The organism is Micromonospora parva, from assembly GCF_040649675.1.
Lineage (GTDB): Bacteria > Actinomycetota > Actinomycetes > Mycobacteriales > Micromonosporaceae > Micromonospora > Micromonospora parva.
In genome coordinates, this window is record NZ_JBEZFX010000009.1 from 111,022 (window position 1) to 125,770 (window position 14,749).

The following is a 14,749-nucleotide window of genomic DNA, read 5'->3' on the forward strand; positions in this document are numbered from 1 at the left end:
TCAGGAAGCGGGTGGGTTGATCCGTAGGCCAAGGCCGGCACGGAGTACCGGTTGCCGGTGTGTGTACTGAAGAGCTGCTGTGCCGTCGGCACCCTCGATGCCGATCGTCGCCGCGCCACCGCGCTCCAGGAACGTCCCGTCGAGGTCGGCGTACGCGAAGCTGTATCCGCCCGCCTCGTCGAAGATCAGCTGGAAGGTGACCCGACTGTTGGGGTCCTCGTAGGAGTGCACGTTGCGCCACTCGATGACGAACTGCCGGTTGGGTGCCGCACCGCGCAGCGCGGTCCGGACGCTGGCCGAGGAGTCGACCACCCAGTCATGCCAGAACGGGTAGATGCCGCTTGCTGGGCTACCCGCCGACGGGATCGGATAGGGGTACGGGAACGGCTCCTCCGGGTTGGCGAAGCTGACCAGCCCGTTGGTGTCCACCCAGGCCGAGCTGACCGACTGCCCGTACAGCGTGACGGGGAAGGGCAGGTCGACCCGGGTGTCCCGGTCGTCACCGCTCAGGGACAGGACCGTGCCGTCCGCGGGGGTGTAGGTGATCGGTTGTTCGGCGATGGTGTAGCCGGCGCCGGCCGGAGTCGCCGCCGTCGGGAAGTTGACGACCCGATCGGCACCGGCGCTCACCGTGGCGTGCTGCACCGAGGAACCGTTGCAGGTACCGGTGGCGCTGGTGGCGATCACCGCGTACGAGCCGCTGGGGACGCTCGTGACCTGGTAGCTGCCCGTCGCCGAGGTGACGGCGGTCTTTCCGGCGACCGCCACTGTCACGCCGGCCACCGGAGTTCCCTGACAGCTGACCGTGCCGGACACCGTGCCCTGCCCGGGTGGGCTGGGCCGGAAGGTGACGCCCTGGCCGCTGGTGAGCCGGGCCTCCCGGTGCAGGTACTGGAAGGCCGTGTTGCCGGCGGCGTTCTCGATGCCGATGGTCGCCTGACCGCCGCGCTCCCTTGCGTCAGCGGGGTCGATGTCCGCGTAGGCCAGCGAGATGTCACCGTTCTCGTTGAAGATGACCTCGAACGACGCGCGGTACGCCTTGTTGCCGGAGCGGTACACGTTGCGCCATTCGACCACCCACTGCCGGTTGGGGGCCGTGCCGCTGACCTTCGTGGCGATCGCGCTGGATGCGTCGACTCCCCAGTCGTCGTAGAACGCGTACACGGCGTTGTCGATCGTCCCGCCCGGCTCGTCGTACGGCAGGGGGGTTGGCATCGGCTTGTCGGTGTCGATGCCGTCGAGGCTGCTGAAACTGATCAGGCCGTTGGCGCTGATCCAGGCGGAGGTGTGCGTCTCCCCGTAGAGGGCGATCGGGAAGGGCGCGGTCTTCTGCCAGACCTTGTCGTCACCGCGCCACGTCTCCACCACGTCGCCCGGGATGAAGGTGACCGGTCCGGTGGTGCAGGAGTAGCCGAACTCGTCACCGTTGGACATCACCGAGAGATCGAGGTCCTGGGTGCCACTACCGGGATGGTTGACGAACTGACGGGCGTACTGCCCGACGCACCGGTTGTCGGTGCCGACCGCGGCCACCACCTGCTCGCCGATGGGCACGTTGGCGAACTGGTAACCACCGTCGGCCGCGGTGACCGTCGTGCGCCCGCCCGGGTCGAGGGTGACGGTGGCGCCGGCGATCGGCTCCCCCGTTCCGGCCGTCGTCAGGGTGCCGCTGATCGAACCCGGCGGCGCCGGGGTGAAGGTGATGGACCCGTTGCTGACGGCCGCCGGCTCCATGAAGGAGTAGACCTCCGCGACCGAGCCGGAGGCGCTCTCGATGCCGATGGTGGCGCTCGAGCCCTTCTGGACGATGTTGGTGAGAGTGCCGTAGTGGAAGCCGATCCGTCCGTCCTCGTGCAGCGTCGCCTCGAAGCTGACGTTGTAGCTCGCGGTGAACGTCTGCAGCGACATGTTGGACCACTCGACCACGTAGGTGCGGTTCGGCGCGGTGCCGATGGTCTTGGTACGGATCACGCTGCCGGATCCGATACCGAGCTGGTCGTCCCAGAACGGGGCGATGACGGAGTTCGGCGCGTCGACCCGCGGCATGTCGGGGTTGATGACCGTGATCGGAGCGGCGTCGAAGCTGATCAGTCCGTTCGTGTCCACCCAGCCCGTGGTGTAGGTCTTGCCGTGCAGGGTGAAGGGGAACGGCAGGTTCACCTGCGCGGTGCCGTTGGTCAGGGTCAGCGGCGTGTCAGCGGTGACATAGCCGGACGCGCCGACGACGCAGCTGTAGCCGAGGCTGCCGTAGTCGACGGCGAGTTGCAGCGCCCGCACCGTGTCCTCGGTCAGGTCGACCTGGCTCTCCGCGGACGGGCCACACCTGTTGTGTTGCGACGACGAGATGGTGTAGCTGTCGGCGACCACGTCGGCGAAGCTCCAGGCACCGCCGGCGCCGGTGGTGGTGGCCAGACCGGTCGGGTCGAGGGTGACGGTCGCGCCGACCACCGGGTTGCCCGCCGGGTCGACGAGGGTGCCGGAGAGATCGTGCTTCTCCAACGGCTCGGCCGTCACCGGAACCGCGAAGGTGATCGCCTGACCGGTGGCCAGTGCCGGAGTCGCCGCCGAATACACCAGGCCGTCGTCGCCACCGGGTGCCTCCATCCCCACCACCGCGTTGGCCCCACGCTCAGCGTCGTTGTCGAGCTGGTCGTAGTTGGTGGTGACGGTGCCGTCGGCGGCCAGCAGGACCTGGAAGGAGAGCCGCTGCGCGGTCGACGACTTGCGATGCACGTTTCGCCATTCGATGACGAACTGTTCGTCGGCGCCGGTTCCCACCGTCCCCGTACGCACGCTCGCCGAGGCGTCGACAACCAGGTCGTCCCAGAACGGGGCGAGCAGGCCGTTCGGATCGGCCGGGGCGGGCAGTGCCCCACCGGTGTACGGGTGGGATCCACCCGGGTCGGTGAAGGAGACGAGACCGTTGGTGTCCACCCAGGCGCTGCGGTACGCGTGGCCGTAGAACGGGAACGCGAAGGGCAGTGCCACCTCGCCGACCGCGTCGTCACCGGTCAGCGCGAGCGCGGTGTCGGCGGCGATGAACTGCTTCGCCGAGGTGGCGCAGGTGTGCCCCTCGTCGTCGCGATACCGCTGCATGAAGATGTCGACACCGAGCCCCTGGCCGTCGATCTCCCACGGGCCGCTGGTGCCGGTCAGCCCGCAACGGCCGCCGAAGGACCCGACGAGGGTGTAGGCCCCGGGCGCGAAGTTGCCGAGGTTGAACGCCCCTTCGGGGCCGGTGGTCGTCTGCGGGCCGCCTGGTTCCAGTCGCACCGTGGCACCGGCCAGCGGCAGCCAGTTGTCGTCGTAGACGGTGCCGTAGACGAATGCCGTCACCTTGACGGTGAACGACGCCTGGGTCATTGCGCCGGTTCGGCCACCGTCGTCCTGGGCCGCCACGTAGATCAGGCGTTCTCCCGTGACGGTACCGACGCCGACGTCGACGGTGGCGGTCCCACCGGCGGCCGTCGCGTTCGCCGTGCTGCCCAGCGCGGTGTCGCCCACGCTGTACCGGAACTTCGTGATGTTGGTGTCGCCGCCGGCGTTGAAGGTGACTCGGAGCTGCCCTCCGGCGGTCACCTCGGTGCCGTTGGGGAAGGACACCGCCGGCTGCAGGGGCACTGCCAACGCGGCGAGCTTGGCCGGGGTCTCGACGAGGTTGTAGACCCGGATGTCATCGACGGCACCGGAGAAGAGCCCGTCGTCGGCGCCGTCCCACCTGCGCTTGCCGACTGTTATCGAGCCGGTCGCGTGGAAGCCGCCGACCAGCGTCGTCGTCGCGGTCTGGGCCACCCCGTTCACGTAGAGAGTCATCTTCTTCGTGGCACCGTCGTAGGTCGCCGCGATGTGAGTCCACTTGCCGGCGATGGCCGCCGAGTTGGACAGCACGTGGTACAGCGTGGTGTTGATGGTGTCCGAGGCGGACATGGTGAACCGCCACCGCTGGCTCGCGCCGGAGTAGCCCAGACTGTAGGCGTGCGACTGGGTGCCGTTGGCACTGAGCACGGCCTGGTAGCCGCTGGTCGGCACGGTCGGCAGCCGAACCCAGGCAGCCACGGTGAAACTTCCGTCGGTACGGACCGGGGTGGCCGCGCCGGTGTCCGGGTTCGGGGTCATCACCGTTCCGGTCAGTGAACCCGTCGTGCTGCCGTTGAGGCTGAGCGCGGTGCCGACACCGGCCCGACCCGGCGTCCGGGTTCCCGACGGCGTCAGGGTGAGAGTGTTGCCGTGGCCGGTGGCGTCGACAGCCGTGTTCCCGGTCTCGTCGAATGTCCAACGGGCGGCCGGACCGGACCCGGCCCGCACGCTGAACGTGTAGGTCGCCGGGACGAGCGAGTACCGACCGGAGTGGTCCCGGGACCAGACGCGCAGGGTGTTCACCCCGTCGTGCAACGGAATGACGCTGATCGAGGCACCGAAATTCGACTGGGCCGGCACGTTCACCGCATCGGTGAGCACGCCCGAGTCGAGGGTCCAGGCGTACTCCTTCACCTCGTACGCGCGCTGCGTCGGCGGCGCCACGGTGAACACGCCCGTCACGCCGACCCCGCCGCGCGGCGTACCGTCGTTGCTGTAGGTGGTGGAGCTGAGGCCCCCGGGTTCCTTCGGCGGTGTGGCGTCCACTGTGAACTCGCAGGTGCCGGACCAGTCGCTGTTGACCGAGCCGTCCGACGTGATCGCCTGCCACACGTAGGTGGTGCCGTCCACCAACCTGCCGGACGGGATCTGCTTCGACACCGCGGACGGGTTGCCCGACGCCTGGGAGATCTTGTTGGTCTCGTTGCGCGAGCCGCCGAGCGGCCACCAGTAGAACCACGTCGTCAGGGACTGCTGCGAGCTGTCCGGGTCGGCCTGCTTGACGGACAGGTACGGGGTGGCGCTCAACACGTACGGTCGGGAGCTGCCGACGGCGCACGGCTTACCGTCCGACTTGTGTCCCGACGGCGGGCTGGGCTTGGTGTTGTAGGTGATCGCCAGCTTCGGCGTCGAGTGCTTGAACCGCTTCCACTGGTTCTTGGTGCCCTCGTCGACCGCCCGCAGCCCGACTGTCAGGTCCGCCCAGCCGCTCTTTGCCGCCCGGTCGACCATGCGGGTGACGTCGAACTCGATCGTCCCGCTGCCCAGACAGCCGTGTGCGCCGCCAAGCTTGCGGTTGGCGGCCGTCTGAGCGGTGTAGCTGCTGTCCCAGCTCGGCTGGTTGTTCCAGGTCGTGGAGGACGAGATCTTCCCGGTGAGCCAGAGTTTCGCGTTGGACTTCGGGTTGCAGGTCCAGGAGTGGAGCTGCTCGATCCTGAACTGCGCCTTGCTAATGATCTTGCCCTTGACCGCGCTGGTGTTCATCCGGAACAGGGATCGGATGATGTGGTCCGCGCAGCCGTCGCAGTCCTCGGTCCGACCCGCTCCGGCGCCGCCGTAGGTCGACGCCCGCTGGAGCGCGGTGGAGTTCTGCCAGAACGAGCTGGACTTGTGCTTGCTCCACACCGACGTCCAGGCGTTGCTGGCAATCCCCCCGGTCCACGACGGGTCGATGTAGATGGGCAGCTTGGTGCGCGGGTCGTCCAGCATCGCCCGGTCCGGCACGATGGTCAGGGAGTCGCGGCCGACCGTCACCGGCATCACCGCGCGCCGGGTCACCCCGGAGGTGCCGGCTGGTGCGTCGCTCGATCGGGCGCCCTGGCCGGCGAGGTCCGGCTCCGCGCCGGCGACGGTGGCGTCCCACATCAGCGGGGCAGGCGCACTGAAGACGTCCCGGCCGCTCCCGTCGCGGGCCGCCAGACCACCGCCGGCCGCCGGACTGACAGTCACCCCCTTGCCGGCCAGGCCGAAGCGCAGGGACCGGAGCTTCGGGTTGGCCGCCGCCTTGCGGGTGTGCACCACCAACACCTCGGAGAAGCCGAGAGCGCCGGCCGTCACGCGCAGGTCGACCTCGGGCAGCACGTTGCGGTAGACGGCGGTGGAACCGTCGAGCACCGGCGCGGGCAGTCGACCGGGCCAGGACATCGTCAACTCGCGCGCACCGTCACGCAGGCGAGCCAGCGGTGCGTTCTCGCCCCCTGGGGAGAAGACCATCGGGAGCACCGACGCCCTGGGGGTGAGCCCCTCCGGGGTCGCCTTGAGGGCGGTGTCCACCGGCACCCACGAGTCGCCCTTGCGCACCCGTACGGGCTCGATGCTCTGCTCCAGGGTGAGCGATCCGTCGGGGTTGAGGAATGTCTGTGCGTATTCGGTGCGCTCCGACAGGATCTCCACCTGCCGGTCGCAGGTGGCGAGCATCGCGCGTGCGCTCTTGGCGTCCGGTTGGACGTCGACGCAGGCAGCGGCGGGCGTGGGCGCGGCCGCGCGGGCCGGAGCCGCAGGTGGGACGAGCACCGAGGCCGGCAGGAGCGCCATGACCAACAGAGCGGAACCACGACGACGAATGCCCAAAAAGGGCGTGCGACGCCCACCATGAACGACCATGAACAGCCCCCGTGTTGATCGATCCGCCGCTGCGGCGCGCTCAACATACTGAGGGGATCTTCAGTTTTCAATATTCAAGATCAGTGAGTTCACGCCTGATGCGTCAAGCGCCGAAACACGGCCTGCTGGGGCGTAAGGGTCCGCACCGCCCAGACTGGTCAGCCGGCGGAGGATCATCTGGGCGGATCGGGGCGCGTCAGCGGCTGGGCCGCCACGGGTCCGCTGCGGCGAGCGGATCGACCCAGCCGCCGTAGCGGTTGACCTCCCGGGCCCGCAGCAGCGACCGGGTGACCTGGCCGAACTGCCGTTCGTCGTCGGCGCTGAACAGCAGCACCTCCGTCCCCCGGTACCACCCCCACAGCTCGTGGGGCGGCGGCCGCCAGCGGTCACCGACCACTGCGAGCGCGGCCGGGAGCAGGAACACCGCACCGAGGATCAGGTACGCCTCGGCGGTGAGACGTTGCAGACCGCCGGTGAAGCCGAGGAGCACCCCCACCCCGCCGAGCATGCTGGCGGTGAGGACGACGGCACGGACGGCGATCCGGTCGTGCGGGCCTCGGGTGGTACGCAGATGGGTCAGGTCGGCGACCCGGTAGCTGTTGCGACCGACGGTGAACCGGTCGACGGTCACGATGATGCCGGGCCGTGCGTACAGCAGGGTCGACCGGGCGCCCGGCACCGTTCGCGGCGGTCGCGTCTTTGCGCCTTCACGATTCACGGTTCCTCCCGCAGGGGACGGTGGGCCGGGTGGACCGCCGGTGACAGTCATCGCCACCTGCCGACGGGATTCCCGGCTCCGGACTTCATTGTGTTTCGGCATTGCCAGTCGACCTGGGCATTTGCGGGCTCCCGACAGCTCGCCCCGACGGGTGACATCGCCGAGAAACAGCATCCATTTCGGGTTTTATCGGTTATGGCGACCAGGAAACCGGCGGCATGCGCCGGGAACGACGAAAGTCGCATATCCGTCAGTGGCCCTCGGAAAGGGCTATATCCGCCCCTTCTGAGTCGTCATCAGCCACGATGACGCCACCCAACACACCGGCCACGACCGGCAACTCCGCCAACTTTCGCCACTGCTTCAACTGCGAGTGACATCCGTCCCGGGTTAGGTTGGGCGAGCCGGTCCGGCCCAGTGCCGTCCGCCCGGATGGCCCCGGCCGGTGTCGTCGCGGGCATCAGCAGCCCCGGCGGCCGTGGGAGAGGGGCCTTTCGCTCTTGTCATCCCTGAGAAATCTGCTGCGCACCGTGGCGCTGGTCGGCATGTCCGCCGCGCTGATCGCCCCGACGGCGGTGGCCCAGGCCGAGCCGTCCCCCGCCGAGCTGACCCGCCGGATCGAGACGTCCTCGGCGGAGCTGGAGCGGGTCGTCGAGTCGTACAACAAGCTGCGTGAGGAGATCAAGACGAACGAGGCCGCAGTGGCCCGATTACAGGCCCGCATCGGCCCGCTCGAACAGCAGGTCGAGCAGAGCCGGGCCGACGTCGCCAAGATCGCCTCCACCGCGTACAAGAGCGGCAGCCTGCGCACCGCTGACGCGCTGCTGCGTCCCGGGGGTTCGGCCACGCTGCTGGACCGGCTCGGCACCGTCGAACAGTTGACCCGCCAACGGCAGGCGAGCATCTCCGGCTTCACCGCCAGTCAGCAGCGACTGCTCGACGAGAAGGCCAGCCTGGACGCCACGCTGGCCCGGCAGGCCGCGCAGGCTCGCCAGCTCGCCGCGGGTAAGAAGCAGATCGAGCAGGACCTGGCCAGGCTGTACGAGCTGCGCCGGCAGGCGTACGGGGCCGCCACCGAGCGACCCGAGCCCACGGCGGCGAAGAACGAGGCGAAGAACGTGCCCGCCGTGTCCGGTGCCGCCGGCACAGCGGTGCGCTACGCGTTCGGCGCGATCGGCAAGCCGTACGTGTGGGCAGGCGACGGGCCGAACGGGTACGACTGTTCCGGGCTGACCTCGGCGGCCTGGCGGGCGGCCGGGAAGTCCCTGCCGCACAACACCCGGATGCAGTGGAGCGCGGTCACCCACATCGGGCGAAGCGACCTGAGCCCCGGCGACCTGGTCTTCTACAGCGGGCTCGGGCACGTCGCCCTCTACGTGGGCGGCGGCCAGGTGATCGACGCGCCCAGCGCCGGTCGCAACGTGCTCAAGCGCGGCATGAACATGATGCCCATCCAGGGCTACGGTCGGGTTCGCTGACCACGCTCGGCAAACGGCAAACGGCGAACGGCCGGCGTCCCCCTATCGGACGCCGGCCGTTCGCCGTCATTACTACCAGGTCAGGCTGCTTGCAGCCCCTCTGCCCGGGCCAGCTCACGGAGCCGGCCGAGGGCCTGGATCTCCAACTGCCGGATCCGCTCGCGGGACAGCGAGAACCGGGACGCGACCTCGGTGAGCGAGTGCTCCCGGCCGTCCTCCAGCCCGTAGCGGGCCCGCATGATGCCGGCGGACCGGTCGTCGAGGTGGTTGAGCAGCCCTTCGATGCGCTGCCGCTCCAGGCCGCTGAGCACGATGTCCTCGGGCGACGGCGCGTCACTGTCGGCGACCAGGTCGCCGAGGTTCGTGTCGCCGTCGTCACCCACCGGGGTGTCCAACGAAACGGTGTCCTGCGACCAGCGGCGCAACTCGTTCACCCGCTCGACGGTGACGCCGAGGGAGGCGGCGATCTGCTCCGGCTCCGGGTCGCTGCCCAACTCGCGGGTCAGCTGCCGCGCCACGTTGCGCATCCGGTTGACGTCCTCCACCAGGTGCACCGGGAGTCGGACGGTGCGCTCCTGCTGGGCGATCGCCCGGCTGATCGCCTGCCGAATCCACCAGGTGGCGTAGGTGGAGAACTTGTATCCACGCTCGTAGTCGAACTTCTCGACCGCCCGGACGAGGCCGGTGTTGCCCTCCTGGATCAGGTCCAGCATGGGCATCCCGGAGCGTACGTAGCGCCGGGCGATCGACACGACCAGCCGGAGGTTGGCGCGGATGAAGAGGTCCTTCGCCCGCTCCCCCTCGACGACCAGCCACTCCAGGTCGGCCCGGTCGACACCGGCGGGAACGGCTTCCTCACCGAGCAGGTGCTCGGCGTAGAGGCCGGCCTCGATCGCCTTGGAGAGATCGACCTCCTTGGCGGCGTCCAGCAGTGGCGTCCGGGAGATCTCGTGCAGGTAGACGCCGACCAGGTCGCGCTCCTCGGCAACCTCGTCGGTTCGCATGCCGATGTTCTTGTCCACGTTGCCCACGGTCCCCTCGCTCGCGCCGGTTGCCCGGTTCCTTGCCATTTCCCACGCCTGTCAGCCCCTGGTAACTTCTGCTGTGCCCATCGGTGCTGACACCTACACAACAGATGAGACGTGTCGGGGATTCCTCGCCGTGAGTCGAAAGTGTCACGAATGCCTGAGTAGTAGCTGAGAGCACGGTCCATGTTTGCTGTCAGCACCCCATCGGGTGGGCTCACCATTGGGCACCACGTACGGGTTACCGCACCATGGCAACACCGCCCGCCGCGGGGGACAGCGACCCGGGTCACCACCACGATGCGATCCTGCTCACTGCCAGATACGCACCGGTGAACCGGTCGGTTCATCCACGGGGGTGTTATTACCCCCGGGCCAGATGAACAATCCGAAGCCCCGTTCGCTTCCCGGGGGTGGGCGGCGTTAGGAGGCGAGCAGGGCGAGGGCGCCGCGCACCTGGTCCGCCGAGCGGGCCAACGCGGCCCGGGCGGCGTCGATCTCGGCGCCGGAGACGAGGGAGACGAGCGCCGTCTTCAGGTCACCGTCGGCCTCGGTGAGGGCCCGCCGGGAGATCTCCTCCGAGCAGCCGGTGGCCTCGACCAGAATTGAGATCATTCGTCCGCGGAGTTTCGCGTTGGTGGCCACCATGTCGATCATGAGGTTCGAGTAGACCCGCCCCAGGCGCACCATGACGGCGGTCGAGAACGTGTTGAGCACCAACTTCTGCGCGGTGCCCGCCTTCATCCGGGTCGACCCGGTGACCACCTCGGGTCCGGTGTCCACCCCGATGAACACGTCGACCGACCGGGCGGCCTCCGCCTCCGGATTGGCGCAGAGCAGCACCGTGGAGGCGTCGATGGCGCCGGCTGCGGCGAGCGCCCCGAGGACGTACGGGGTGCGTCCGCTGGCCGCCAGACCAACCACCAGGTCCCCGGCTCGGACACAACTGGCCGCTTCGACCGCGCCGCCCCGGTCATCGTCCTCGGCGTCCTCCACGGCCCGCCACATGGCGTCCGGGCCGCCCGCGAGGTGTGCGCAGAACCAGTGCCGGGGCGAGTTGAAGGTGGGGGCCAGCTCGGCCGCGTCGATCACGCCCAGTCGGCCGGAGGTGCCGGCGCCGAAGTAGTGCACCCGGTGACCGCCGCGAAGCGCCTCGACCGCCAGGTCGACGGTGGTGGCGATCTCGTCGAGCACCGCGGCGACAGCGGCGGGCACCCGCCGGTCCGCGTCGTTGATCACGGTGAGCACGTCCCGGGTCGACATCAGGTCCAGGTCGACGCTGAGCGGGTTACGCCGTTCGGTCGGAGCACCCACCCGGACCGTCGGGCGAGCGGGCGGTGCGGGCATCTCCGCACCGGCCGTCATGCCCGCCTCCGGTTGGCACCCACCCGGTGCGACTGGACCGCCTCGGCGGTCGCCTCCAGGGCCTTGCGGGCCCGGGCACGGTTGCGGGCGGCCACCCCGACGAAGAGGCAGTCGACCACGGTGAGCTGGGCCAGTCGGCTGGCCGTCGCGCCGGAGCGGTAGGTGGTCTCCCGGGCCGCCGTGGTCAACACGAAGTCCGCCACGTCGGCGATCGGCGAGCGCGGGAAGTTGGTCAGGGCCACTGTCGCGGCACCGCGCGTGCGGGCCTGCTCCAGCACCTCGATCACGTCGGAGGTGGTGCCGGTGTGCGAGATGCCGATCGCCACGTCGCCCCGGCCCAGGAGGGCGGCCGAGGTCAGCGCGGTGTGCACGTCCGGGAAGTAGAAGGCGATCCGCCCGATGCGGTGCAGCTTCTGCTGGAAGTCCGAGGCGACGAAGCCGCTGGCGCCGGCGCCGTAGATGTCGATCCGACCGGCGCCGCTGATCGCCTCGACCACCTGCTCGCAGACGGCAGGGTCGAGTTGCTCGGCGGTCTCCTCGACGGCGCGGGCGTCGTTGAACGCGATGGTGGCGATGATCTGGGCGAGGTCGGCGCCGGGCGGGATGTCACCGCCGACCACTCGGGCGTCCGGTGGCTCGATCCGCCGGGCGGCCTCGGCGGCGAGGCGGATGCGCAGCTGGGGGTAACCGTCCATGCCCACCGAACGGCAGAACCGGATGACGGTCGCCTCCGACGTCTCGGCTGCGGTGGCGAGGTCGGTGATTGTCCGCCGGGCGGCGGCCGCCGGGTCGGAGACGACCAGCCGGGCGACCCGCTGCTCGGCGGGCGACAGCGATGGCAGCAACCCACTGATGTGGACGATCAGTCCACCGGGCTCGTGACTCGCAGAAATCTTCGGACTCTTCGCCACGGGTGAAACTTACTTTCACCAGGCGTGAGCGTCAACTATGACTGTCCGGTAGGGAAAAGTGTCGGCAGCCGGGATCACCGGTCCCGCACAGCCTGCCACTCCCCCAGGACCACCGCCTCATCCGCCGGGTCGAGACCACCCTGCCGTACGGCGGCCGGATGCGCTGCCATCCAGGACGCGGTCGCCCGAACGGTGTCCGGCAGCGGACGGACCGCCAACCCGGCGTGCAGAGAGGGTCGGGCGTCGCGGTCCATCAGGCCGCCGTACTCCGGCAGTCGCACCCACAGCGGCAGCGCCCGCTCCCCCGACCACTCGCGGACGTCGTGGGAGATCAGGAACTCCTGATCGACCCAGGTCAGGGCGGGTTCTGCCAGGTCCAGCCCGGCCGCGACCCCGGCCAGCAGGTCCGCCCGGGTCATCGCCGGTCCGATGCCGTCGTACGTGCCACCGAGGCGGGTGCCGGCGGCGTGCAGCAACCAACCCGCCAGGTCGGCGACGTCCACGAACTGCACCCGGTCGGTCGGCGCTCCGGGGGCCAGCACCTCACCACCGGCCGACAGCCGCCGCACCCAGTACGGGAAACGGTCGCTCGGGTCCTCGGCGCCGACGATCAACCCGGGCCGGCAGATGAACGAACGGTCCACCCCCATCCGCTCCCGGACCAGCTCCTCGATGCTCACCTTGCACTCGCCGTACCAGCGGTGATCCGGGCCGACCGGACCGTCCACGTCCGCCGGGGCGGCCGGCAGCACGGGCGCGTCCGCGACGCTCTGGCCCGGGGTGGTGTTGTCCGCGTACACCGAGATCGTGGACACGAACGACCAGTGGCCGACGTGGTCGGCGAGCGCGGCGAGCGCGTGCCGGGCGTGACTGATCTGGCGGGTCACGTCGATCACGGCGTCGAAGCCCGCGTCGGCCAGCGGGGCGAGCGCCTGCGGATCATCGCGGTCGACCGGGACGAACCGCGCCCCGGCCGGCACGACACCGGACACTCCCCTTGCCGCGCAGGTCACCTCGTGGCCCTGCTCGACGGCGAGCCGGGCCGTCGCCCGGCCGAGGAACTGGGTGCCACCCAGGATGAGGATCCGCATGCAGCGATCCTGCGCCCCCAACACCCGACCAGCCCAACCCCTCTGCCCACGGCAGACGGTGATCGTGAAGTTGTTGCCACTCAGGCCCGGCGTGTCACGGCAACACCTTGATGATCGACGCAGGGGTGGCGAGGGCGGGGGCGGGAGCGTGGGGTGGGGGTGGATGGGGGCTAGCGTGGGGGGTATGGCGGAGCGCAGCGTGGTGGTGACCGGAGGTACCGGCGGGCTCGGCGGGGCGGTCGTCACCGCGTTCGTCGAGGCGGGCTGGCGGGTGGTCGTACCGCAGCGGGAAGCCCGGCCCGGATCGGAGCCGGCGGCAGCGGGGGTGGTCCCGGTGGTCGCGGACCTGGCCGACCCGGCGGGTGCGGCGCGGGCGGTCGAGGCCGCGCTCGGCGAACCGGCGGCGCCGCTGCGCGCGGTGGTCAACCTGGTCGGGGGGTACGCCAGCGGCGGGCTGGTGCACGAGACCCCGGTCGAGGAGTTCGAACGGATGCTCACCGTCAACCTGCGGCCGACCTACCTGGTCACCCGGGCCGCGCTGCCGCACCTGGTGGCGTCCGGCGGCGGCGCGGTGGTCTGCGTCTCGGCCCGCGCGGCGATCGCCCCGTTCCGGGGCGCGGCCGGCTACTCGACGGCCAAGGCGGCGGTGCTGGCCTTCGCCAACGCGGTGGCGGTGGAGTACCGGTCGCAGCACGTGCGGTGCAACACCGTGCTGCCCAGCGTCATCGACACCCCGGCGAACCGGGCCGCGCAGCCCAACGCCGACCATTCCCGCTGGGTGACCCCGGCCGAGATCGCGCCGGTGATCCGGTTCCTCGCGTCGGACGAGTCCGCCCCGACCAGCGGCGCCACCGTTCCGGTCTACGGGCGGGCCTGAGCCGCCACCGACCCCAGGTCGTCCCCGGCCGGCGCGGACGACGGCAGCCAGGTCTCCAGGTGCGCCTGGATCTGCTCGGTCACCTCCTCGGCCGGGCGGCCCGCGTCCACCACCACGAAGGTGGGGTACTCGGGCAGCGCCCGGTAGGCGGTGTCGGCGGCGGTCAGCCACCCCATCGTCTCGTGATCGGTGCCGCGTTCCTCGATGCGCCGGTATGCCTCCGCCGGGTCGACGGAGAGCAGGAAGGTCACCTGCGGCGTCGGGAACAACCGGTAGCCGGCCCGGGCGAGCCGCTCCCAGCGCTGCCCGCCGTGCGCCCGGATGCTCGCGTACTGGCAGGCCGAGTAGCGGTCCATCACCGCCGTCCGGCCGGTGAGCAGACAGCTGATCAGGGCGATCGCGATGGCGAGCCAGCGCAGCACCGACTCCACGGCCAGCACGCCGTCGCGCCCGACGAGCCGTTGCGCGTCGGGCCGGCCGAGTCGGTGGGCGAGCCGGGCGAGCCAGCGCCGGCCACTGGCGTTGCGCCGGTACCTGGCGGGGCGCCCGGCGGCGGTCAGCGCGTCGGCCAGCCGGTGCGCCTGGGTGGTCTTGCCGGAACCGTCGATGCCGATCAGGGCGACAGTGCGCAACCGGGCCTTGCGTCGTCGCATCCCCGATGATCTGGCCACTCTCCACAGATTATCCGACCGACGCACCCGCCCCGCGAGGTTTGTCATGCTTCATCCCTGTTGACACCCGACCGCGACACCGGCAGGTGTGGCCGACCGGAATGCCGGGTACCGGACTTTGAAATCCAACCGCCGGTCCACCAACACGACGACG

Annotated in this window: 9 protein-coding genes; 2 read left to right on the forward strand and 7 right to left on the reverse strand. The window is 70.2% G+C overall.

Translation table 11 applies throughout. From position 1 onward, the window contains the following. Window positions 1-6,390 (reverse strand): carboxypeptidase regulatory-like domain-containing protein, encoded by a 6,390-nt coding sequence (locus tag AB0C03_RS22940; RefSeq protein WP_357638767.1) that lies wholly within the window; start codon window positions 6,388-6,390, stop codon window positions 1-3. 265 nt (window positions 6,391-6,655) lie between these two features. Continuing rightward, window positions 6,656-7,177, reverse strand: a complete 522-nt coding sequence (locus AB0C03_RS22945) for a DUF6232 family protein (protein ID WP_030333322.1) — start codon at window positions 7,175-7,177, stop codon at window positions 6,656-6,658. Window positions 7,178-7,677: 500 nt separating this feature from the next. Here AB0C03_RS22945 and AB0C03_RS22950 point away from each other — a divergent pair, with 500 nt between their 5' ends. Beyond that, complete coding sequence (locus tag AB0C03_RS22950) at window positions 7,678-8,655, forward strand: C40 family peptidase (protein ID WP_030333320.1); 978 nt, start codon at window positions 7,678-7,680, stop codon at window positions 8,653-8,655. Between the two features lie 80 nt (window positions 8,656-8,735). On the opposite strand, the gene AB0C03_RS22955 is transcribed toward AB0C03_RS22950, so the two are convergent. From AB0C03_RS22955 to AB0C03_RS22970, 4 genes are all read right to left on the reverse strand, one after another. Beyond that, on the reverse strand, window positions 8,736-9,725 hold the full coding sequence (locus tag AB0C03_RS22955; protein ID WP_030333318.1) for a sigma-70 family RNA polymerase sigma factor: 990 nt from the start codon (window positions 9,723-9,725) through the stop codon (window positions 8,736-8,738). A gap of 378 nt (window positions 9,726-10,103) precedes the next feature. Beyond that, a complete protein-coding gene (locus tag AB0C03_RS22960; protein ID WP_081883877.1) occupies window positions 10,104-11,045 on the reverse strand; it encodes an N-acetylmuramic acid 6-phosphate etherase in 942 nt (313 codons plus the stop codon). Beyond that, a complete protein-coding gene (locus AB0C03_RS22965) occupies window positions 11,042-11,956 on the reverse strand; it encodes a MurR/RpiR family transcriptional regulator (RefSeq protein ID WP_030333314.1) in 915 nt (304 codons plus the stop codon). The genes AB0C03_RS22960 and AB0C03_RS22965 overlap by 4 nt, the downstream gene beginning before the upstream one ends. 74 nt (window positions 11,957-12,030) lie before the next feature. Continuing rightward, the gene (locus AB0C03_RS22970; protein WP_357638771.1) at window positions 12,031-13,047 is read right to left on the reverse strand and encodes an NAD-dependent epimerase/dehydratase family protein; all 1,017 of its coding nucleotides are present in this window, start codon (window positions 13,045-13,047) and stop codon (window positions 12,031-12,033) included. 184 nt (window positions 13,048-13,231) lie between these two features. Between AB0C03_RS22970 and AB0C03_RS22975 the strand changes: the two genes are divergently transcribed. After that, window positions 13,232-13,924 (forward strand): SDR family NAD(P)-dependent oxidoreductase, encoded by a 693-nt coding sequence (locus AB0C03_RS22975; protein WP_357638773.1) that lies wholly within the window; start codon window positions 13,232-13,234, stop codon window positions 13,922-13,924. Here AB0C03_RS22975 and AB0C03_RS22980 read toward each other — a convergent pair. Further along, on the reverse strand, window positions 13,909-14,577 hold the full coding sequence (locus tag AB0C03_RS22980) for a nucleoside/nucleotide kinase family protein (protein ID WP_156057602.1): 669 nt from the start codon (window positions 14,575-14,577) through the stop codon (window positions 13,909-13,911). The two genes, AB0C03_RS22975 and AB0C03_RS22980, sit on opposite strands and share 16 nt — an antisense overlap. Window positions 14,578-14,749 lie beyond the last annotated feature (172 nt).